Here is a 21,747-nt window from a genome sequence, read left to right on the forward strand (position 1 = left end):
TCCTTTCTTACATAAATTTTAAAAATTGCATTTGTTTATTAAAAAGTGTTGGATACACTAAAAAACCTAGTATAACGCTCGTCATTGCAGCTGTCGTTAATAATAAAAACAGAATAAGCAATTGGAATTGCACCGCTTGTAATGGATCAGCACCTGCGATAATTTGACCACTCATCATACCCGGTAATTGTACAAGTCCCATCGTTTTTTGGCTTTCAATTGTCGGGATCATACTTGCTTTTATCGCATCAATAAGTTGACGATGGATTGCTTGTTTTGGTGTGGCACCAAGAGATAAAAATAATTGCACTTGATCTTGTGAATTGTCTAATTCTGCTTTAAAACGATTTAGAAATAAAATGGATAAAACCATCGAATTACCTATAATCATCCCACTAATAGAAATAATATATTGGGCAGTAGGTGGGACAATGCCAAAGCCGAGTAAAATACTTTGTGTAACGATTTCTACACTAATTAGAGTAAATGCGACTTTCCAAACAATTCCTTTAATATTATTTCCTTTTTTTCGAGCATTGTTTGTTGCAGCTACAACCATCAATAGTACCATTAATCCTATGTAAAGAAAACTTTCTGAATCAAAAACGAATTTCAATATGTACCCGACTGCTAAAAGCTGAATAATCGAGCGAATGGTAGCAATTATGACATCTTTTTCGAGTTCTAATTTTAATGTTTTGGATAAAACAAGTGGAATAAGGACGAATATAAGTGTTATGGCTAATGTTGTATATGTCATTTTATCCCTCCATGCAAAAATTGTTCGACACGTTCATTCGTGGAATGAGATAAAAGAGCATTCGAACCAATTTCTTCTAACTTTCCATCCATGAGTACCCATATATTGTCTGCACAACGTTTTGCTTGTTCCATTTGATGGGTAATCCAAATAATCGTTAAATTTTTCTCGCTTTTTAAATGAAGGATTAATTGTTCAATGTCGAGCATTGCTTGTTTATCTAATGCAGAAGTAATTTCATCGAGCAGTAAGATGTCACTTTGTGGGACGAGTGTGCGTGCGAGAGATACACGTTGCCGTTCTCCACCAGATAAGTCGTCAATCGATGTATGTAAAAAGGATTCATGCAGTCCAACGAGCTTTAAAAAATCGATCGCTTCCTGTTCACTAATTGTTTCACCGGTTAAAGCATATGGTAAGTTGATGTTATCATATACGGTTTCACGAATCATTGGTGCATTTTGAAGGGCGAAACCTACTTTTCTCCGTAATGTCGTCGGTTCATAGGATGTAATGGGTTCTCCATCGATAAAAATATGTCCAGAAGTAGGAGAAAGTAGCCCATTACACATTTTTAATAAAGTAGATTTTCCGGCACCAGATGGGCCGACAAGGGCGGTAATTTTTCCTTTTTCAATATTGCCTGTAATATGATTCAAAATATGGCGATCATTGACAGTGAAAGAAACATTTTCAAATGAAATGGCATATGTCATGTGTGTGCCTCCTTGCTATATTTCATCTTGATATGAGTGCAAACAGTATCAAAAGTTCCGTTCATTATTATTGCGCACAAAAAATTATCTTAAAATATGTACGATCTTAAGTTAATAATCGAACGTTATGTAAAAAGTCGCCCACAAAACTAAAATTGTGGACGACCTATTCATTATGGTGCAAAACTCTTTTCGAGTTCATCAATTAATTTTCCAACATAGGCGACTGCTTCTTTAATTGGCGCCGTCGTAGTCATATCAATCTCTAACATATTAATTAAATCAACTGGTTTTTTCGTCCCACCTGCACGTAATACTTCTAACCAACGATGGATCGCATTATCTTCCTCCCGTTTTATTTTTTGTAATTGAGCGGTTGCTACAGTTAATCCAGCGGAATATGTGTACGGATATAAGCCCATATAATAATGTGGTTGTCTCATCCAAGTGAGACCAGCACCTTTATCCAGTTCTACTGTGTCGCCCCAAAAATTACGGATCACTGCCTCTTTTTCTTCACATAATACATCTGCTGTTAAAGGGACACCTTCTTCCGCTAAAGTATATACCCTTTGCTGGAATGCACCTTCTAATAAGTGGGTGACGAAATTATGGTAATACGTATCAAGTAATACACTAATAATCCAACGTTTCATACGCGGGTCATCTGTTTCTTTCATCAAGTGTTCTGCTAATAAAAGTTCATTCATCGTGGATGGTGCTTCAACGAAATAAGTAGATGGTTCCGTATTGAATAATGTTTGATGTTCATTCGCTAAATAAAAATGTCCAGCATGTCCAAGTTCATGTGCTAACGTAAACATCCCACGCGCATTACCAGTCCACGTTAATAAAATATATGGATGTGCCCCATATGGACTTGCACAAAATGCACCAGATTGTTTCCCGACATTGGATGCATAATCAATCCAACGGTCAGAGAAAGCCTTTTTCATTATGGCACTATATTCTATACCTAAAGGTTCTAAAGAAGCAATAATGTTTTTTTCGGCTTCTTCAAATGAAATGGTCGGTTCAAAATCTGGATCAATGGGGGCTTTTAGGTCACAAAAGCGAATGTTATCTAATTGATAAATTTTTTCCTTTAATTTTGCTAAACGACGCATATGTGGTGCAAGCTCTTCTTGAATGACATGTAATTGATTTTCATACATTTCCTTCGTTACTTGTTGCTCGTGTAAAAGCATATCGATAACGGAGTCATATCCACGAACCTTTGATAATGTTACTTGTTTTTGTACTTCTGTTGCATATGTTGCGGCATATGTATTTTTATATCGATTGAATGTTTCAACGAAGCGATCATAAGCTAGTTTTCGAACATTGGAGCGTGTCGCCATTTCATACTCATCTTCATACAGAGCTTCTGACATTGGACGTGTATTTCCTAAAACGTCTACAAATGATTTAAATGTCATATCGGATGATTTACTTCGTTCATAAATCATATATGGTGCATCAAGCACATCGCTTAACGAAGCAAGTACTTCCTCCACCTCTGGTAAAAGTGTGTACGGTTTTTTGGCTAAAATATCTTGTAACATTTTTTTGTATGGCTGTAATTGTTGTTCTTCTTCCATATATTGATGAATAGTCGTTTCATCGATTGATAAAATTTCCGGCTCGAAAAATGCTAGTTTTCCAGCGATTTCAGCAAAGTTAGCAGATACTTTCGCTGCATTCGCTTGGTGTGTCGGATTTGTTCCATCCGCACTTATTTGTAGCATTGCATATGTAGAAAGACGAACAAGTCGTTCTTGTAATGTTTCTAATGTTTTGATCGCACCGAATAAATGCTCCGCATCTTCATGTAATTTTCCTTTATATTGAAGTACCGTTTCGACATCCTTTACGACAGAAACGAGTTCTGCTTCAAATAATGTTTCATCTTTAAATAAGGATGTAACATCCCATGTTGTCGCTTCGTCTACTTCATGTCGTTTTAATATTTTTGACATTTCCTTCATCCTTTCTAAAAACAACGCTCTTATCTACTAGTGTAAACGAAAACAAGAAAAAATTATACGAATATACCGAAATTAAGATGAATGAATCAAATAAAGTTTATATGATGTAAAAGATAGCGAGTTCCATTCATTCATATAAATATATTGCAAACGAACTGATACGAGAAACCGTGCTATAATAGAACATAATGATAGCTATGTAGAGGGGGATTCTGTGACGATATTACAGACAATTAAAGAAAGAAGATCTATCCATTCATTTAAAAAAGAAAATGTTCCACCACATATATTGAAAGAAATATTTACATATGGAACTTGGGCACCGACCCATTATATGAAGGAACCGTGGAATGTCATCCTATATGAAAACGAAGGAAAACACCGTATCATTCAAGCGACGATTGATAGTTATGTTCGCTTAGGTGTTTTAAAAAGAGATGGAACAGATAAAGCAGAAAAAACAATCGATTCCATTAGTCAGTTTTTATTCGATATTCCACATCATGCATTAATTTATTTTCCAATGGAAGAAGATCCAGTTCGATATGAAGAGGAATATGCAGCCGTTTGTGCATTTATTCAAAATGTACAACTAGCCGCATGGGAGTATGGTGTCGGGGTGTTATGGACGATTACCCCATCCATGCATGAAGAACATTTTGCAAAAGATGTAGGATTGTCCCCACAAGAAGTGAAAATTGCCGCCATTTTACAAATGGGGTACCCAGAAAAAGTGCCAATGTCCAAAGGAAGAACAAATATTGAACAGAAATTACAATTTTGTCGTACAAGGAAATAACGCATTTTTTACATAGATTTGCTACAAAATTGGTCTCATGGAACATAACAGTGAAAAATATGAGTAGAGAGACGATTTTGACGTCTGTCTCTTTTTGCTTGCTACTTGTAAGGATTATGATTTTATTGTGAGCGTTCACAAATGATATGATAGTACAAATATTGTTTAATCTATAAATAAGTGAGGAGTTCGTTTTATGTTTCGAATAAAAGCGGTTCAAATGCCATCAACAATCGAAGCGATAGTTGTTGCGGCAGTAATTATTTTCATCATGAGTTTTAGTATCATTTTCTTAGAAACAGTACCACATATTCCAATCATTTTTGCCATACTATTTTTAATCGTGTACGGTTTTATAAAAAAAGTTTCTTATTCAGATATGGAAGAAGGGATTACGGAAGGGGCCAAAGTAGGGATTACAGCAACACTACTCTTCTTCTTTATTGGGATTTTAATTAGTGCATGGATGATTGGGGGAACGATTCCGACATTAGTGTATTTCGGCTTTAACTTAGTAACACCTAAGTTTTTCTTAGCGATTGTATTTGTCGTTGCATCGATTATTGGTATTAGTGTTGGTAGTTCGTTGACAACGGTCGGTACGGTTGGAGTGGCGTTTATCGGTATTGCAAGTACATTAGATATATCACTTGCAATGACAGCTGGTGCGATTGTTTCAGGGGCGTTTTTTGGGGATAAAATGTCCCCATTATCAGATACGACGAACATGGCATCATCCGTATTAAAAGTGGATTTATTTGATCATATTAGAAATATGGGATGGACAACTATTCCTGCGTTTATTATTTCGCTTATTCTATTTGCGGTTTTATCACCGAATATTACGGAAGCGGATTTTGATGCGATGTATACATTTCAGGATGGATTGTTTGATACGGGTCTTGTAAGTTGGTATGCAGGAATCATTCCAATTGCTGTATTAATTATTTGTTCCATCCGAAAAATGCCAGCTATTTTATCGTTAGCTTTAGGCGCTTTAGCTGCGATCATTATTTCATTTTTTAATGAAGTACGTTCCTTAGGAGAGATTATTGGTATTCTTTATGGCGGATATGTTTCTGAAACAGGAATCGAAGAAGTGGATGCATTGCTTACACGTGGTGGAATGGAATCGATGTTCTTTACAATTGGAATTGTGTTATTAGCTTTAAGTTTAGGTGGTTTATTATTTACATTAGGTATTGTGCCACAATTATTGTCAGCAATTGAATCGAAATTACAAAAAGTTCGCTCTGTTATTTTAGCTTCTGCATTAACGGCAATCGGTATAAACGTATTAATTGGAGAACAATATTTATCTGTTTTGCTCACAGGGGAATCTTATGCACCACAATATAAAAAGGTTGGCCTTCATAATATTAACTTAGCGCGAGTTTCAGAAGATGCTGGAACAGTTGTCAATCCACTTGTTCCATGGAGTGTATGTGGGGTGTTTATCACGACTGTATTAGGTGTATCGACATTGGCCTATTTACCATTTGCATTTTTCTGTTTATTAAGTCCGATTTTAACGGTGTTTTATGGATTTACGGGTAAAACATTAACTTACTTAACGGAAGAGGAGAAACAAGCAGCATCGCAAGGGAAAAATGAAGATGTATTAGTATAAAAAGAATGCTCACACAATATCTTTGTTATAAGGAAGGTTGTGTGGGTGTTTTTTATTTAGGTAAGGAAGAAAGCATTTGTTAAGGCATCATCGTTGTCTTTCATCTAATTTCAAATGTAATCTTGTAGGTAGTTCACGAACATATCGATGCAAACAAAAAAAGAGGTCGGGAAACATAACGTAATACGAATGAATGCTAGAAAAGTATCGTACATTTCTAAAATGATTCAAATGAATTATTACATCCCAAACCTCTCTTCTTGAATTGGTGCTAATGTTACTTTGCAATACCTTCTTTATTTAATAAGTTTTCTAAACCTTGTATTGCTTCTTCTTCATCTGGTCCGTCTACAATTAACTCGAACTCTGCACCGTTTGAAAGACCGAGTGACATGACGCCCATAATCGACTTAACATTCACTTTCTTTTCTTTATATTTTAATTCTATTTCTGAAGAATACCTACTCGCTTGTTGTACGAGTTGTGTTGCAGGTCGAGCATGTAGTCCAACATCTGCTGTAATTATAAATTGTTTTGTAATCATCGCACATATTCCTTTCTACCATTATTTTATATTGTGTTCGACATCGTTGAAACATCTATAGTATTATAAGATTACCATAAAACTACAATTAATTATACTATTTGGAGGGCAAAATGAATAAAAGTCATAAAATAAAATTACTCTCCGTGTTTATTCTGTCCATTTTTCTGTTAACATGGACAATTCAAATTGCGGTTTTACAAAAAGAACCATTATTAGATAAGTTTACACAACCATTCGTTTCATTATTCGACGATACGATTATATACACATTTTTTGCGAATATTACAGTATTGGGTTCTAAGAGCTGGCTCATCCCTTTTGTTATATGTATCAGTATATGTTTCCTATTTTTATTTCGTTCGATCATCCCGACAGCTATTTTTGTTAGTGCAATTGTATTGAGTCATTTATTGAATAAAAGCATAAAACTAATCGTCGAAAGGGAACGACCGAGCATTGAGCCAACATTAGATGCGGTTGGCTTTAGTTTTCCATCAGGCCATGCAATGGTATCTATCGTTTGTTATTTGCTGGTGGCATATTTTTTAACGAAAAAATGGCAGCAAGATGGGGTGCGTCATTTCATTTATGTTGCTGCGATAATATTAATAGCGCTCATAGGAGTTAGTCGTTATATCATTCATGTCCATTATCTAACAGATGTAATCGTTGGATATAGTCTAGGATATGTTATATATGTTGTATTTGTCCGACTGTATGAAAAAATCGCGTAAGTTTTCAGAAAACAAACGCATTTTTTAATGGCCTATGATAAAATAAATATATGTAAAAGGTAAAGGGGAGAAGAACGATGGGAATAAAAGACGCATTAGAGAAAGTATTACGTAAAGATCAAATTTCTACATCCGAATCAGAATTATATCGACATAGTCGTGACGAGTCATCACACGACCCTGTTTTACCAGATGTCGTCTGTTTTCCAGAATCGACAGGAGATATTCAACAAATTTTACATATTGCGAATGAACAAGCTGTCGCGGTTACGGCGTATGGATTTGGATCAGGATTAGAAGGGCAAGTTATTCCGTTAGAAAAAGGTATTTCTTTAAACTTAGAAAGAATGAATCAAGTAGTTGAATTTTCACCAGAAGATATGACCGTGACAGTTGAACCTGGAATCACGAGAACGATGTTAAATGAAAAAATAAATAAATATGGTTTACAATTTCCAATCGATCCAGGAGCAGATGCAACAATTGGTGGGATGGCAGCAACGAATGCGAGTGGAACGACAGCTGTTCGCTACGGTTCCATGCGAGATTGTATCCTTGATTTAGAAGTAGTTTTAGCGGACGGGCGTGTCATTCATACTGGTACGAAAGCGAAGAAAACCTCTTCAGGATATAGTTTAACAGGACTTTTTACCGGATCAGAGGGAACGCTTGGAATTATTACGAAAATTTCACTAAAATTATTCGGTATTCCAGAATATCTAATAGCAGCAAGGTGTACATTTTCTACAGTGGAAGAATGTGCGGAAGGAGCATACGCAGTATTAGCGAATGACATTTCGATTACGAGAATGGAATTAGTCGATGATACAAGTATTAAAACGGTAAATGCGTATGGTGATTATACGTTTCCTGAACAACATTCCTTGTTCTTTGAGTTTGCAGGTACGAAAGATATGGTCGATGCACAGGTAGCAGTCGTGAAAGATTTAATGGAAGATATTGGCTGTGACAATTGGGCTATTGCTAAGACGACGAAAGAACGAAATGAATTATGGCGTGCCCGACATGAAATGGCATATGCCTTTCAACACCAACAAGGGATAAGCTATTTCATTACAGATGTTTGTGTGCCAATTTCAAAATTACCTGTCATTATTCATTACACACGTGAATTAATGGATGAATCCGGTATTCATGGAGGTATTTTAGGACATGTTGGGGATGGGAATTTCCATACATTTTTAACATTTGAAAGAGCAAATGAAGAAGAAAAATTAATTGTATTAGAAGTAACAGAAAAAATTGCCAGAAAAGCGATTGAATTAGGTGGGACTTGTACTGGGGAGCATGGGGTAGGAATTGGGAAGAAAGGATTCCAACGTCAAGAGCATGGGGATGCAGTAGATGTCATGATGAGCATGAAACAAGTGCTTGATCCAAATAATATCTTAAACCCAGGGAAAATTTTTATGTAATCAAAAAGCGTCTATAAGAATAGGCGCTTTTTTGTCATAGTTTCATTCTATTTTTATGTATGGTAAAATTTTCTTTTATATCCTGTAAAATGTATCCATGTTTAATGGTGTAAATAGAGGGTAAAAATTAGTGAGGTGGGATTTGTTGCGTAAACTATTGATGGAAAGTTTTATATATGGTGCTTTGTTTTTTGGCATTGCTTATGTTGGGCGTTTACCGTTACGTGATGTAACCTTTTTAACCCCTCTTCGCATCGCTATTGTGTTTGCAGTACTTTATTTCTTTTACGGGTGGATTCGGCTAAAAACACGAAAAGAAAGAAAAACGCATAAGTTTTAAGTCAAGTTTTGGAGGGTTTCTTTTGCAGAAAATTGTAAAGCAATCCATCTTGTTTGCTGTATTTTTTATTGTTATATTAGCCGGGATGAAGTTGTTTTTAGGAAAACCATTAAAAATCGATATTATTTGGCAAGGTATTTTAACTTCGTTTCTGTATGGTTTATTTTTAACCATCGACAAACGGTATGATGAAAAGAAGAAAAACCGAAATGAAAAGCGATAATGCCTTCATTTCGGTTTTTTAGTTATTTTTTACTTTTAGCAATCATGCCATTTACATATTCAATTACCGCTTCTTTGTTTCCTAAAATTTTTGCCTCACGTTCTTCATCTTTTGCTACTTTTTGTTTTGCGCCTTCTAATACTTCTTCAGCTCTATCTTTTGGAATTACAACCACTCCATCGACATCTCCAACAATGATATCACCTGGGTTTACATGCACTCCACCACAAGAAATCGGAATATTTGTTGCTCCTGGACCGTTCTTACTACCAGATGCAGTCGTTGTATTACGGACAAATACAGGGAAATTTAATTGTTTAATATCGATCACATCTCTCACTGCACCGTCAACGACAAGCCCACCGATTTCCATTGTTTGCATCATTGCAACGACAAAGTCTCCGGCAACAGCACGATAAGTATCTCCTTTTACATCAACGACTAAAATGTCGCCTTGTTTTGCTTCTTTTAAAGCGGTTAATAATGCTAAGTTATCACCGACAGCAGTTTGTACAGTGAACGCTTCACCAGCAATCTTATATGTATCTTTCAAAGGTTTTATGCTCGAATCAATATTATTCAATCCTTTTAGTACGTCCGAGATCGCAGTGGTCGGTAATTCTTTTAATTGTTCTACAACAGATGGCATTTGAAATTCTCCTTTATTTTCATAGTTTCTTTTATTATAAACAAGAATTATTTGAAAAATCAATGATTTTGTTATAGAACAGAATATATTTTTTAAAAAATGTACGACGAAAAGGAGGTTATTTTCTTTTTTCCATTTCAAATACTTGGTCCACATCTTTGTCGCCACGTCCGGATAAGTTTACGATAATAATATCATCCGAGTTTAAATCTTTCGCTAATTTTGTAGCATAAGCAATAGCATGAGCGCTCTCTAGTGCAGGAATAATTCCTTCGACACGGGACAATAATTTGAATGCTTCTAATGCCTCATCACCTGTTACGGCAACATATTCTGCACGACCTGTTTGTTTTAAATAACTATGCTCTGGCCCAATTCCTGGGTAATCTAACCCAGCGGCAATCGAATAAGTTGGGGCTGGATTTCCTTCCTCATCAAGCAATGTGTAACATTTGAATCCATGTAGGACAGCAGGTACCCCTTCGGTCAATGTTGGGGCCTCTTTCGGTTCGACACCAATGAGACGTACATGTTCATCCTGGATAAAATGAGCGAATGCTCCAATCGCATTACTTCCACCACCAGCACAAGCGATGACAGCGGTTGGTAATTTTCCTTCTATCTCTAATATTTGTGCTTTTGCTTCCTCACTAATGATCGATTGGAAATGTTTGACCATCGATGGGAATGGGTGTGGTCCAACGACGGAACCAATTAAATAAAATGTATGTGCATAGTTTTCCATTAAATCGTTTAATGCAGCATCGACAGCATCTTTTAAACGACCTTGTCCGGCAGTTACAGGGACAACTTCTGCACCGAGTAATTCCATACGAAATACATTTAATGCTTGGCGTTCCATATCTGTTTTTCCCATGTAAATGATACAAGGGATATTAAACATTGCACATGCTGTAGCAGTTGCCACACCATGTTGTCCAGCACCAGTTTCAGCGATAATTCTTGTCGCTCCCATTCTTTTTGCAAGTAAAATTTGTCCGATTACATTATTGATTTTATGTGCACCAGTATGATTCAAATCTTCACGTTTTAAATAAATTTTGGCACCACCGATTTTTTCTGTTAAATTTTTTGCAAATGTTAATGGATTTTCACGTCCGATAAAATTTTTTGCATAATAAGTAAATTCATTCCGGAATTCAGGATCATCTTTATATGTTTCAAATGCTTCTGTTAATTGGTCTAATACTACTTGTAAATCTTCTGGAACATAGCTTCCACCAAATTCACCAAATAAACCATTTGCCATTTACACCACTCCTTTTTCTGTACAAATTTTATTATAATGTAAAAGTAGGAAAATACCAATAATTCTGAAAATGGAAGAGCTTATTTATTGAGGGGAAAATTCATTTGTCTCATTTTCTTGTAGAAGGAGAGAATGTTTTGGCTTTAGCTATATATTCCTAGATTTGATTTTTGTTTTTTCAACTCTTCTACACTTATGTTTATTTTGGTGGGAAGGTGATTGGAGTTGCATTCTTGCAACTTTGGGCTGTATTTTTGCAACTTCGGGCTGCATTCTTGCAGCCTCGGGTCATATTCTTGCAACTTCAGGCTGTATTCTTGCAACTTTGGTTCGTATTCTTGCAACTCTGGGTTGTATTCTTGCAACTTTGGGTCATATTCTTGCAACCTCGTGCTGTATTCTTGCAACTCTGGGTCATATTCTTGCAACTTTGGGCCATATTCTTGCAACTTCGTGCTGTATTCTTGCAACCTCGTGCTGTATTCTTGCAACTCTGGGTTGTATTCTTGCAACTTTGGGTCATATTCTTGCAACCTCGTGCTGTATTCTTGCAACTCTGGTTCGTATTCTTGCAACTTCAGGCTGTATTCTTGCAACTTCACACCGTATTCTTGCATTAGGATTGTTTCCTTCTGTTATAAGATCAATGCTACTGAAAACCCGAGGCAGTACCGGAGCGGTTTTCAAATGCATAAAAAAAGCATCCTCCTTTTTTGCTGAATTTGCAAGGAAGGAGGATGTTAATAAGACGACCCCAACTCTAGTTAGTAAAGCACCAAAACGATGATGTCGACTCTGAAATTACTTTTTCGATTTTTATGCGATTAAGATTCATTCGATAATTTCAATAAATCTAGTACTTTAAAAAATAATCCTAATGCAATCGCAACAACAGTAGCTAGTCCCATTCCTGTTAAAGATGCTTCCCCGATTTGAATGGATGCACCACTAATACCGATAACTAAGACGACACATGTTAAAATTAAGTTCTGTGATTTAGAATAATCAATTTTTGCCTCTACAAGCATTCGAATTCCACTTGCCGCAATGATTCCGAATAATAATAATGAAATCCCACCCATGACAGGCGTTGGAATCGACTGAATTAAAGCTGCTAATTTTCCGATAAAGGATAACAGAATCGCCATAATTGCTGCTATTCCAATGACATAGGTTGAGTACACGCGAGTAATTGCTAGTACACCAATATTTTCGCCATATGTTGTGTTTGGTGTAGAACCGAAGAAACTAGAAATCATTGTTGATACACCATTTCCAATGAAGGAACGATCAAGTCCAGGATCTTTTGTTAAATCTTTTCCGACGATATTACTCGTGACGAATAAGTGTCCGATATGTTCCGGAATTAAAACGAGCGCCGCAGGTAAAATGATAAGTGCCGCTGTCCAATCAAACTTCATCGTATAAAACTCCGGTGTAGTAAACCAAGTTGCTTCATCTACTGCTGATACATCCAGAATACCGAAGAAATAGGCGATAATATATCCTGCAGTAATTCCGAGTAAAATCGGAATGATTTTTAAAAAACCACGCATCGTTACCCAAAATACAATCGTAAGTAGTAAAGTTAACAATGCTACAAGCGCATCTGTTTTATCCATTACCCAATCTGCCGGTGCGTCTGCGGCTGGAATCCATCCCGCCATTTCTGCTGCAACTGGTACAAGTTCTAATCCAATAACTGCAACGATTGCTCCCATTGCTGCAGGTGGAAAAACAATATCAATCCAGCTCGTCCCGATGAATTTAATTAATATACCGACAATCGTTAACACGATACCAACGATTAAAAATCCACCAAGCGCATAACTGAATCCCTCTTCTCCATTATATTTTCCTAATACAACAAGCACAGGGGAAATGAATGCAAAACTTGAACCTAAATAGGCAGGGATTTTCCCTTTCGTAATGAATAAATAAATTAATGTTCCGACTCCGTTCATTAATAAAACGACTGCAGGGTTAATGCCGAATAAAATAGGAACTAAAACAGTGGAACCAAACATTGCGAATAAATGTTGGATTCCTAATGGAACGCTCTGTTGTAATGGAGGGCGTTCATGTACTTGAATTTCTCCGTTCTTTGCCATCTTACTTCACTCCAATGTTTATTTTTGAGTGAACGATTTTTTTGCAAAAAAATACACCTCTCCCAAGGTGTATACATGTTGACATTACAAAATATGTATCATTTCGTTCACCTTGTTAGCCTCACGGGACCAATTTAAAGGATAATTTCTATCCATTACTAATTGTACACATTTTATAAAAAATAACAACAAAGAATTGCGAGTTTCAAAATGTAAGGAATACATATATAATGAATTTAAGAGAATGGGAGGGAGTCTGTTGGATATAAAGAGAATATTAGAAGGTTTCACTAAAAGAGAACCGAAGATGATGGGAGAAAAACAATATCGTCAGTCGGCTATTTTAATTCCATTAGTGGAACAATCAGATGGAATCCATCTATTGTTTGAAGTTCGTTCCTATGACATGCGTAGTCAACCTGGGGATGTCTGTTTTCCAGGTGGAAAAATAGAGGAAACAGATCAATCAGCAAAACATTGTGCGATACGTGAAACGACCGAAGAGTTAGGGATTACAACAGCAGATGTAGAAGAAGTTATTCCATTTGATTATATTATTTCAGATATTGGTACGTGTATTTATCCGTTCATCGGAAAAATTCGCTCACTTACCAAGATGGAGATAAATAAAGAGGAAGTAGCGGAAGTGTTTACCGTTCCTTTAACATATTTCTTGGAACATACTCCAGCAGTTTATGACATCACCTTTCAACCAATGCCATCCGATGATTTTCCGTATGAACTTATTCAAGGTGGGAAAGATTATAATTGGCGACCGAGAGCAAAAAAGGAATATTTCTATCAATATGAAGATAAAGTTATCTGGGGATTAACGGCACAGATTGTAAAGCATTTTGTAGAAACGATGAATGATGTAATAGTGGATGAAGAGGAAGCGATGAAATGAAAAAAGTGCAATTTTTTACGAAAGAAAATTGTTTACTCTGTGATGAGGCAGAAGCGTTATTAGAAGCAATGCAAGCAGTATACCCATTTTCAATTGAAAAAATTGATATATATGAAGACGATGCTTTATTAGAAAAATATCAAATTGAAATTCCGGTCGTAAAGATTGGCGAGATAGAGCTGAATAGCACGCAGTTGACGTTTGAAAACATGGAAGCAATCCTTCTTGAAATGAAATGAGATAAAAATATTGATTTCATTGGAAAAAATATGATAATATAAAGATAATTATTTTTTACACTAAGTGGGTCGAATTTGTTCTTCGTAGGACGAAAATGTCCCATGTAGTGTTTGGAAATTCAAAAGACTTTTAGTTAAAGGGTGTTTCCATGGAACAATTAATGCAATGGAAAAAAGCCGTGTTCCCAGATTTATTAGAAAAAATGGCTCAACGTTACAATGTGCTCTACACGATTTCCTTACATGAACCTGTAGGAAGACGAGCAATTGTAGATAAGCTACGTGTGCCAGAACGACTTGTTCGTAATGAACTTGACATATTGCAACAATTAGGACTCGTTTCAAGTTCGACTAAAGGAATGCTCATGACAGCTGAAGGAAAAGATGCCATTATACAGCTCCATGACTATGTACGACAATTAAGTGGATTGACTTTGTTAGAACAACAGTTACAAGAAGCATTATCCTTGAAAAAAGTAATCGTCGTAGCTGGCAATAGTGATGAAGATATGTTTGTCAAACAAGAAATGGGGCGGGCAGCAGTTCATTATTTACAAGCAATTATTCATAAAGATGTGTCCATTGCTGTAACAGGTGGAACGACAATGGCTGCTATTGCAGATGCGATGGTTCCGTTTGACACATACCGCTGTTTATTTCTTCCGGCTCGTGGAGGAGTTGGTGAGAAGGTTGAAAATCAAGCAAATATGATTGCGGCAAAAATGGCGGAAAAAGAAAAAGGGACATATCGTTTATTACATGTACCAGACCCAATGAGTGAAACATTGTACCAGTCATTTGTGAATGAACCGTCTGTTCAAGAGACAGTACATTTGATTCAAAAGGCAAATATCGTTATTCACGGGATTGGCCAAGCATTAACGATGGCGAAACGCCGTCAAACAGAACAAGCAGTTATTGAAATGTTAGAAGAAAATGATGCTTTAAGTGAAGCATTTGGTTATTATTTCGATAAAAAAGGGAATGTTGTACATAAGGTACGAACGATTGGTTTGCAATTGGAAGATTTAACAGATGATAAACATGTTATTTCTGTTGCAGGTGGTTGTAAGAAAGCCGATGCAATCGTATCTTACGTACAAAAGAAAAAAACAGACGTATTAATAACCGATGAAGCGGCAGCAAAAGAAATTTTAAATAAACATAAATATTGATATTTTAAGGAGGAAATAAATATGACAGTAAAAGTAGGTATTAACGGATTTGGTAGAATTGGACGTAATATTTTTAGACAAGCATTAAATGATGATGGATTTGACGTGGTAGCGATCAATGATTTAACAGATGCTGAAATGTTAGCTCATTTATTAAAATATGATTCCGTACATGGGAAATTAGATGCAACCGTTGAAGTAGACGGAAGCGATTTAGTTGTGAACGGAAAGAAAATTCATGTGTACTCAGAATTTGATCCAGCAAATATTGGTTGGAAAAACCATGATGTAGAAGTAGTGATTGAATCAACAGGGCGTTTTACGAACCGTAAAGATGCAGCAAAACATTTAGAGGCAGGGGCAAAGAAAGTAATTGTTTCTGCACCAGCAAGTGATGATGATTTCACTGTTGTGATGGGTGTGAACGAAGAGGAATATGATGCAGCAAATCATCATATTATTTCAAACGCATCTTGTACGACGAACTGTTTAGCACCATTTGCAAAAGTATTAGACGAAGCGTTTGGAATAAAACGTGGTTTAATGACAACCATTCACGCATATACGAACGACCAACAAATTTTAGATTTACCACATAAAGATTATCGTCGTGCACGTGCGGCTGCTGAAAACATTATTCCGACATCGACAGGTGCAGCGAAAGCAGTTGGAAAAGTGTTACCAAACTTAAATGGAAAATTAAATGGTATGGCAGTGCGTGTCCCAGTATCTGATGGTTCTGTTGTAGACTTAGTTGCTGAATTAGATAAAAATGTAACGGCGGAAGAAGTAAATGAAGCATTCAAAAATGCAGCAGAAGGAAACTTAAAAGGTATTTTAGCATATACAGATGAGCCAATCGTTTCAAAAGATATTGTTGGAGATGCACATTCTTCTATTATTGATGGTTTATCTACCATGGTATTAGAAGATAATCTAGTAAAAGTCGTTTCTTGGTACGATAATGAAATGGGTTATTCTACACGTTGTGTGGACTTAGCGAAGTTTTTAAAAGAAAAAGGACTATAATTCAAAAGAATGGCCATGCTCCATATTGCGGTTGCATGGCCTTTTTGTAATGAACATTTTGAAAAAAGATTGGGTATAGTGTGGGACATTTTTAGCCAGCGTGTTTCAATGGTAATGCTTGATGGGGAATTGACTGAAAATGAATACGATTGTACTTTATCATTTTCACTATATTATATTGTTAGAATCTTGTATAATGAAAATGGAATAAAAAAACATATACGCAAATGAGCAAAGGAGCATTTTTTCTCAATGAATAAAAAATCATTAAAAGATATTCAACTTAAAGGAAAAAAAGTTTTTTGTCGTGTCGACTTAAACGTTCCGATGGAAGATGGGGTTGTAACAGATGACACGCGTGTTCGTGCTGTTTTACCGACAGTAAATTATTTGGTGGAGCAAGGTGCGAAGATTATTTTGGCCTCTCATCTCGGACGTCCAAAAGGAGAAGTTGTGGAAGAGCTTCGACTAGATCCAGTTGCGAAAAAACTTTCGGAACTTTTACATAAAAATGTGGTAAAAACAAACACAGTTTACGGACCAGAAGTAGACGAAAAAATTCGTGCATTACAAGATGGCGATATTTTATTATTAGAAAATGTTCGTTTCGAAAAAGGGGAAGATACAAATGATCCTGCATTAATCGAAGCATTTGCGAACATGGCGGACATATATGTGAATGATGCATTTGGTACAGCACACCGTGCACATGCATCTACTGCAGGAGTTGCAGAAAAATTACCAGCAGTTGCAGGATTTTTAATGGAAAAAGAAATCGAAGTGTTAGGAAATGCATTGGCGAGTCCGAAACGTCCATTTACTGCAATTATTGGTGGATCAAAAGTAAAAGACAAAATTAATGTCATTGACAATTTATTAGATAAAGTAGACAACTTAATTATTGGTGGTGGATTAGCTTGTACGTTTTTAAAAGCAAAAGGCTATGAAATCGGCAATTCACTTTTAGAAGAAGATAAAATTGATTTAGCGAAATCGTTCATGAAAAAAGCAGAAGAAAAAGGCGTTCATTTTTATATGCAAACAGATGCGGTCATTGCGGACGCATTTAGGAAAGATGCAAATGTAAAAAATGTACAAGCAGATGAGATCGAACAAGGTTGGATGTGTTTAGATATCGGACCTGAGACAGCTAAAACATACCATGATGTGATTGTCAACTCTGCTTTCATCATTTGGAATGGACCAATGGGTGTATTTGAAATGGAACCTTTTGCAAACGGAACGAAAGCAGTTGCAGAAGCATTAGCGGAAACAGAAGGATATTCCGTTATCGGTGGTGGAGATTCTGCAGCAGCGGTTGAAAAGTTTGGTGTAGCAGACAAAATGGATCATGTATCAACTGGTGGAGGAGCTTCTTTAGAATTTATGGAAGGAAAAGCTTTACCAGGTGTTGTTGCATTAGACGATAAATAATAATTTAGGAGTGTTCAGAATGCGAAACGTAGTAATTGCAGGAAATTGGAAAATGAACAAAACGACAAAAGAGGTGGAAGCATTTGTAGAAGCAGTGAAAACTGTTCACACGAATGAACATACTGAAGCGATTGTTTGTGCACCATTTCCATACTTATCACTTTTAGTGTCTCAATTAGAAGGCACAAACGTACAAGTAGCAGCGCAAACGATGCATGAAGCAGAAAATGGTGCATTCACAGGAGAAGTAAGTCCAGTTATGTTAAAAGATATCGGTGTGACACATGTTGTCATTGGACACTCAGAACGTCGTGAATATTATAATGAAACAGATGAATCTGTAAATAAAAAAACACATGCAGCATTTGCGCATCATTTAACTCCCATCGTTTGTGTCGGAGAAACACTAGAACAACGTGAAGCGAATGAAACATTACAACATATTGAGGCACAAGTAACGAAAGCATTAGAAGGGTTATCAGAAGAGCAAGTAACAGAAACAATTATCGCATATGAACCAATTTGGGCGATTGGAACAGGAAAAACGGCTTCGAGTGAAGATGCGAATGAAGTATGTCGCCATATACGCAATGTTATTCAGAAAAATTTCTCTGAAGCAACAGCAGAAAAAACAGTCATTCAATATGGTGGAAGTGTAAAACCTTCGAATATCGTAGAATTATTACATCAATCAGATATAGATGGTGCATTAGTTGGTGGAGCAAGTTTAGAAGCAGATTCATTCATACAATTAGTAGAGGCAGGGAATAAATAATGAGAGAAAAACTTGCAGCATTAATTATATTAGATGGATTTGGTTTACGGGAAAATAAACATGGAAACGCGGTAGCTCAAGCGAATAAACCTAATTTTGATCGCTACTGGAACACTTATGCACATAATGAATTACACGTAAGTGGCGAATCAGTTGGCCTACCGGATGGTCAAATGGGAAATTCAGAAGTTGGACATTTAAACATTGGTGCAGGACGTATCGTTTACCAAAGTTTAACGCGAATTAATAAAGCGATTGCGGAAGGTGACTTTTTTCAAAAAGAAGCATTTTTACAAGCGATCGAACAAGTGAAAGAGAACGATGGTGCCTTACATTTATTTGGACTTTTATCTGATGGTGGCGTGCATAGTCATATCGATCATTTATTTGCACTTCTACAATTAGCGAAAGACAAAGGTGTAGAAAAAGTGTATGTACACGGATTTCTAGATGGTCGAGATGTTGGTCCGACCACAGCACTTCCATATATTGAACAGACGGAAGAAAAAATGAAAGAACTAGGTGTAGGGCAATTTGCTACGATTTCTGGACGTTATTATGCAATGGATCGTGATAAACGTTGGGAACGTGTGAAATTAGCATATGATGCTATTCGTTATGGAGAAGGACCGACTTCTACTAATGCAAAAGCGATTGTAGAAGCGTCATATGACAAAGATATTCATGATGAATTCGTTCTCCCATCTGTCGTTGTGACAGAAGATGGAAAACCGGTCGGTACTGTACAAAATAATGATGCGATTATTTTCTTCAATTTTAGACCAGACCGTGCCATTCAATTATCCCAAGCATTTGCGAACGATGATTTCGCTTCTTTTGACACTGGAGAGAAATTAGCTAACGTTGGCTTTGTACAAATGACGGAATTCAGTGATACAATTCAAGGAACGGTAGCATTTGAAACGGTGAATTTAACGAATACGATCGGGGAAGTATTGGCGAAAAATAATCTTCGCCAATTACGGATTGCCGAAACAGAAAAATATCCACATGTGACATATTTTATGAGCGGTGGACGGGAAGAAACCTTCGCAGGTGAAAAACGTATATTAATTGATTCGCCAAAAGTTGCAACATATGATTTACAACCAGAAATGAGTGCATATGAAGTGACAGATGCCCTATTACATGAAATCGACAACGGAGAAGTCGAAGCGATTATTTTAAATTTTGCAAACCCTGATATGGTAGGACATTCTGGCATGTTAGAACCAACGATTAAATCGATTGAAGCGGTGGATGAATGTTTAGGGAAAATCGTGGATAAAATTACGGAACTCGGTGGAGCAGCGATTATTACAGCAGATCACGGTAATGCAGATGAAGTAACGACAGATGACGGGGAGCCGATGACGGCACATACAACAAACCCTGTACCTGTAATCGTGACAAAGGATGGAATTACATTACGAGACGGTGGTATTTTAGCCGATCTTGCACCGACGATGTTAGATCTTTTACAAGTGGAACAACCAGTAGAAATGACAGGAAAATCATTGGTACAAAAATAATGCTTATGTCCATTAAGTCGTGGAAAGGAATTTTAGAAAGCTTTCGAGTATGGGAGGATATTTATCACATGTCAGAAAGTGTATGGTACACACGAATTTGGACTTGATCACATAATAAGATACATTTGAAGGAGAGAAAAGTTATGCCATTTATTACAGATGTTTATGCAAGAGAAGTATTAGACTCAAGAGGAAACCCAACAGTCGAAGTGGAAGTGATAACAGAATCAGGTGCATTTGGAGCAGCACTAGTACCGAGCGGTGCATCAACTGGAGAATATGAAGCAGTTGAATTACGTGATGGTGATAAAGACCGTTACTTAGGGAAAGGTGTTTTAAAAGCAGTTGAAAATGTAAATGAAAAAATTGGTCCAGAATTAATTGGAATTGACGTAACTCGCCAAAATATTATTGACGCTATTATGATTGAATTAGATGATACGCCGAATAAAAGTAATTTAGGTGCAAATGCAATTTTAGGTGTATCCATGGCAGCGGCACATGCAGCAGCTTCCTATTTACAAATTCCTTTATACAATTATTTAGGCGGATTCAATGCGAATGTTTTACCAGTTCCAATGATGAACATTTTAAATGGTGGAGAACACGCAGATAATAACGTAGACATTCAAGAGTTTATGGTAATGCCTGTAGCAGCACCAACATTTAAAGAAGCATTACGTGTTGGAGCAGAAATTTTTCATGCATTAAAAGCAGTTTTACAAGATAAAGGATTAAATACTGCTGTAGGGGACGAAGGTGGATTTGCTCCAAACTTATCTTCGAATGAAGAAGCATTAGAAACAATTGCAGAAGCGATTGAGCGTGCGGGATATAAAGTAGGGGAAGAAGTTCAGTTTGCAATGGATGTTGCGTCTTCTGAAATCTACAAAGATGGTAAATACCATTTAGAAGGAGAAGGTGTTGTACGTACATCAGAGGAAATGGTTGAGTGGTATGAAGAGTTAGTAGAAAAATATCCAATTATTTCAATTGAAGATGGTTTAGATGAAAACGACTGGGAAGGTCATAAATTATTAACAGAACGTATCGGTGACCGTGTTCAATTAGTAGGGGACGATTTATTCGTTACAAACACGGAAAAATTAGCGAAAGGAATCGAGCAAGGCGTTGGAAACTCTATCCTAATTAAAGTGAACCAAATTGGTACATTAACGGAGACGTTTGAAGCAATCGAAATGGCAAAACGTGCAGGATATACAGCCGTTATTTCACACCGTTCAGGTGAAACAGAAGATGCAACGATTGCAGATATTGCGGTTGCAACTAATGCTGGTCAAATTAAAACAGGTGCCCCATCCCGTACAGATCGTGTTGCAAAATACAATCAATTATTACGCATTGAAGATGAATTATCAGGTATTGGGGAGTATGCCGGATGGGATGCATTTTATAACATAAAGTAAAAAATTAGGAAAAGACATGGTCTAAA

22 protein-coding genes are annotated in these 21,747 nt (G+C 36.5%); 14 read left to right on the top strand and 8 right to left on the bottom strand.

Annotation, left to right across the window (positions count from 1 at the left end; translation table 11 throughout):
* Positions 1–7: 7 nt before the first annotated feature.
* The 3 genes from WKT09_RS02510 to pepF all read right to left on the bottom strand — a co-directional run bounded on the left by WKT09_RS02510 (position 8) and on the right by pepF (position 3,455).
* The gene (locus WKT09_RS02510) at positions 8–760 is read right to left on the bottom strand and encodes an ABC transporter permease (RefSeq protein ID WP_340414518.1); all 753 of its coding nucleotides are present in this window, start codon (positions 758–760) and stop codon (positions 8–10) included.
* The gene (locus WKT09_RS02515) at positions 757–1,476 is read right to left on the bottom strand and encodes an ABC transporter ATP-binding protein (RefSeq protein WP_340414519.1); all 720 of its coding nucleotides are present in this window, start codon (positions 1,474–1,476) and stop codon (positions 757–759) included. Before WKT09_RS02515 ends, WKT09_RS02510 begins: the two co-directional genes overlap by 4 nt.
* A gap of 173 nt (positions 1,477–1,649) precedes the next feature.
* Positions 1,650–3,455 carry an oligoendopeptidase F gene (gene pepF / locus WKT09_RS02520; RefSeq protein ID WP_340414520.1) on the bottom strand — a complete coding sequence of 602 codons (1,806 nt, stop codon included), beginning with the start codon at positions 3,453–3,455 and terminating at the stop codon, positions 1,650–1,652.
* Between the two features lie 223 nt (positions 3,456–3,678).
* On the opposite strand from pepF, the gene WKT09_RS02525 reads away from it, so the two are divergent.
* Together WKT09_RS02525 and nhaC are read left to right on the top strand one after the other, a co-directional pair.
* Positions 3,679–4,263 (top strand): nitroreductase family protein, encoded by a 585-nt coding sequence (locus tag WKT09_RS02525; RefSeq protein ID WP_340414521.1) that lies wholly within the window; start codon positions 3,679–3,681, stop codon positions 4,261–4,263.
* 196 nt (positions 4,264–4,459) lie between these two features.
* Positions 4,460–5,893, top strand: coding sequence for a Na+/H+ antiporter NhaC (gene nhaC, locus WKT09_RS02530; RefSeq protein WP_340414522.1), 1,434 nt, complete (start codon positions 4,460–4,462; stop codon positions 5,891–5,893).
* A 277-nt stretch (positions 5,894–6,170) separates the two neighbouring features.
* Here the strand turns inward: nhaC and WKT09_RS02535 are convergent, their stop codons facing one another.
* Positions 6,171–6,437, bottom strand: a complete 267-nt coding sequence (locus tag WKT09_RS02535) for a phosphocarrier protein HPr (protein WP_340414523.1) — start codon at positions 6,435–6,437, stop codon at positions 6,171–6,173.
* Between the two features lie 113 nt (positions 6,438–6,550).
* Here WKT09_RS02535 and WKT09_RS02540 point away from each other — a divergent pair, with 113 nt between their 5' ends.
* The 4 genes from WKT09_RS02540 to WKT09_RS02555 all read left to right on the top strand — a co-directional run bounded on the left by WKT09_RS02540 (position 6,551) and on the right by WKT09_RS02555 (position 9,173).
* Positions 6,551–7,174 carry a phosphatase PAP2 family protein gene (locus WKT09_RS02540; RefSeq protein ID WP_340414524.1) on the top strand — a complete coding sequence of 208 codons (624 nt, stop codon included), beginning with the start codon at positions 6,551–6,553 and terminating at the stop codon, positions 7,172–7,174.
* 77 nt (positions 7,175–7,251) lie between these two features.
* Positions 7,252–8,610 (top strand): FAD-binding oxidoreductase, encoded by a 1,359-nt coding sequence (locus WKT09_RS02545; protein ID WP_340414525.1) that lies wholly within the window; start codon positions 7,252–7,254, stop codon positions 8,608–8,610.
* Between the two features lie 145 nt (positions 8,611–8,755).
* Positions 8,756–8,950 carry a hypothetical protein gene (locus WKT09_RS02550; RefSeq protein WP_340414526.1) on the top strand — a complete coding sequence of 65 codons (195 nt, stop codon included), beginning with the start codon at positions 8,756–8,758 and terminating at the stop codon, positions 8,948–8,950.
* 22 nt (positions 8,951–8,972) lie between these two features.
* The gene (locus WKT09_RS02555; RefSeq protein WP_340414527.1) at positions 8,973–9,173 is read left to right on the top strand and encodes a hypothetical protein; all 201 of its coding nucleotides are present in this window, start codon (positions 8,973–8,975) and stop codon (positions 9,171–9,173) included.
* Positions 9,174–9,195: 22 nt separating this feature from the next.
* On the opposite strand, the gene WKT09_RS02560 is transcribed toward WKT09_RS02555, so the two are convergent.
* The 4 genes from WKT09_RS02560 to uraA form a co-directional block, all read right to left on the bottom strand.
* Positions 9,196–9,822 (bottom strand): RraA family protein, encoded by a 627-nt coding sequence (locus WKT09_RS02560; RefSeq protein ID WP_340414528.1) that lies wholly within the window; start codon positions 9,820–9,822, stop codon positions 9,196–9,198.
* 118 nt (positions 9,823–9,940) lie between these two features.
* Positions 9,941–11,092 (bottom strand): tryptophan synthase subunit beta, encoded by a 1,152-nt coding sequence (trpB, locus tag WKT09_RS02565; RefSeq protein ID WP_340414529.1) that lies wholly within the window; start codon positions 11,090–11,092, stop codon positions 9,941–9,943.
* Between the two features lie 143 nt (positions 11,093–11,235).
* Positions 11,236–11,709, bottom strand: coding sequence for a hypothetical protein (locus tag WKT09_RS02570; protein ID WP_340414530.1), 474 nt, complete (start codon positions 11,707–11,709; stop codon positions 11,236–11,238).
* 207 nt (positions 11,710–11,916) lie between these two features.
* A complete protein-coding gene (gene uraA, locus WKT09_RS02575) occupies positions 11,917–13,203 on the bottom strand; it encodes a uracil permease (RefSeq protein WP_340414531.1) in 1,287 nt (428 codons plus the stop codon).
* Positions 13,204–13,462: 259 nt separating this feature from the next.
* Here uraA and WKT09_RS02580 point away from each other — a divergent pair, with 259 nt between their 5' ends.
* The 8 genes from WKT09_RS02580 (at position 13,463) to eno (ending at position 21,721) form a co-directional block, all read left to right on the top strand.
* Positions 13,463–14,110 (top strand): NUDIX hydrolase, encoded by a 648-nt coding sequence (locus WKT09_RS02580; RefSeq protein WP_340414532.1) that lies wholly within the window; start codon positions 13,463–13,465, stop codon positions 14,108–14,110.
* Positions 14,107–14,349, top strand: coding sequence for a glutaredoxin family protein (locus tag WKT09_RS02585; RefSeq protein WP_340414533.1), 243 nt, complete (start codon positions 14,107–14,109; stop codon positions 14,347–14,349). The genes WKT09_RS02580 and WKT09_RS02585 overlap by 4 nt, the downstream gene beginning before the upstream one ends.
* A 149-nt stretch (positions 14,350–14,498) precedes the next feature.
* On the top strand, positions 14,499–15,524 hold the full coding sequence (locus WKT09_RS02590; protein WP_340414534.1) for a sugar-binding transcriptional regulator: 1,026 nt from the start codon (positions 14,499–14,501) through the stop codon (positions 15,522–15,524).
* A gap of 21 nt (positions 15,525–15,545) precedes the next feature.
* A complete protein-coding gene (gene gap, locus WKT09_RS02595; RefSeq protein WP_340414535.1) occupies positions 15,546–16,553 on the top strand; it encodes a type I glyceraldehyde-3-phosphate dehydrogenase in 1,008 nt (335 codons plus the stop codon).
* 252 nt (positions 16,554–16,805) lie between these two features.
* Positions 16,806–17,987: a phosphoglycerate kinase gene (locus tag WKT09_RS02600; protein ID WP_340414536.1), complete on the top strand. Its 1,182-nt coding sequence runs from the start codon at positions 16,806–16,808 to the stop codon at positions 17,985–17,987.
* A 19-nt stretch (positions 17,988–18,006) separates the two neighbouring features.
* The gene (tpiA, locus tag WKT09_RS02605; RefSeq protein WP_340414537.1) at positions 18,007–18,762 is read left to right on the top strand and encodes a triose-phosphate isomerase; all 756 of its coding nucleotides are present in this window, start codon (positions 18,007–18,009) and stop codon (positions 18,760–18,762) included.
* Entirely contained in the window at positions 18,759–20,294 is a 1,536-nt protein-coding gene (gpmI, locus tag WKT09_RS02610) for a 2,3-bisphosphoglycerate-independent phosphoglycerate mutase (RefSeq protein ID WP_340414546.1), read from the top strand. Before tpiA ends, gpmI begins: the two co-directional genes overlap by 4 nt.
* A 143-nt stretch (positions 20,295–20,437) precedes the next feature.
* Positions 20,438–21,721: a phosphopyruvate hydratase gene (eno, locus tag WKT09_RS02615; protein ID WP_340414538.1), complete on the top strand. Its 1,284-nt coding sequence runs from the start codon at positions 20,438–20,440 to the stop codon at positions 21,719–21,721.
* The last annotated feature ends 26 nt before the right edge of the window (positions 21,722–21,747 follow it).

The sequence above is a fragment of the Pseudogracilibacillus sp. ICA-222130 genome, assembly GCF_037892545.1.
In the GTDB taxonomy this organism is placed as follows: Bacteria; Bacillota; Bacilli; order Bacillales; family Amphibacillaceae; genus Pseudogracilibacillus.

Bases quoted from the DNA above. Each gene is read 5' to 3' on its own strand.
- pepF (WP_340414520.1), bottom strand. From the start codon at position 3,455: ATGTCAAAAATATTAAAACGACATGAAGTAGACGAAGCGACAACATGG.
- WKT09_RS02560 (WP_340414528.1), bottom strand. From the start codon at position 9,822: ATGCCATCTGTTGTAGAACAATTAAAAGAATTACCGACCACTGCGATC.
- tpiA (WP_340414537.1), top strand. From the start codon at position 18,007: ATGCGAAACGTAGTAATTGCAGGAAATTGGAAAATGAACAAAACGACA.
- WKT09_RS02570 (WP_340414530.1), bottom strand. From the start codon at position 11,709: ATGCAAGAATACGGTGTGAAGTTGCAAGAATACAGCCTGAAGTTGCAA.
- WKT09_RS02515 (WP_340414519.1), bottom strand. From the start codon at position 1,476: ATGACATATGCCATTTCATTTGAAAATGTTTCTTTCACTGTCAATGAT.
- WKT09_RS02535 (WP_340414523.1), bottom strand. From the start codon at position 6,437: ATGATTACAAAACAATTTATAATTACAGCAGATGTTGGACTACATGCT.
- WKT09_RS02585 (WP_340414533.1), top strand. From the start codon at position 14,107: ATGAAAAAAGTGCAATTTTTTACGAAAGAAAATTGTTTACTCTGTGAT.
- WKT09_RS02545 (WP_340414525.1), top strand. From the start codon at position 7,252: ATGGGAATAAAAGACGCATTAGAGAAAGTATTACGTAAAGATCAAATT.
- WKT09_RS02600 (WP_340414536.1), top strand. From the start codon at position 16,806: ATGAATAAAAAATCATTAAAAGATATTCAACTTAAAGGAAAAAAAGTT.
- nhaC (WP_340414522.1), top strand. From the start codon at position 4,460: ATGTTTCGAATAAAAGCGGTTCAAATGCCATCAACAATCGAAGCGATA.
- WKT09_RS02510 (WP_340414518.1), bottom strand. From the start codon at position 760: ATGACATATACAACATTAGCCATAACACTTATATTCGTCCTTATTCCA.
- gap (WP_340414535.1), top strand. From the start codon at position 15,546: ATGACAGTAAAAGTAGGTATTAACGGATTTGGTAGAATTGGACGTAAT.
- eno (WP_340414538.1), top strand. From the start codon at position 20,438: ATGCCATTTATTACAGATGTTTATGCAAGAGAAGTATTAGACTCAAGA.
- WKT09_RS02590 (WP_340414534.1), top strand. From the start codon at position 14,499: ATGGAACAATTAATGCAATGGAAAAAAGCCGTGTTCCCAGATTTATTA.
- uraA (WP_340414531.1), bottom strand. From the start codon at position 13,203: ATGGCAAAGAACGGAGAAATTCAAGTACATGAACGCCCTCCATTACAA.
- trpB (WP_340414529.1), bottom strand. From the start codon at position 11,092: ATGGCAAATGGTTTATTTGGTGAATTTGGTGGAAGCTATGTTCCAGAA.
- WKT09_RS02540 (WP_340414524.1), top strand. From the start codon at position 6,551: ATGAATAAAAGTCATAAAATAAAATTACTCTCCGTGTTTATTCTGTCC.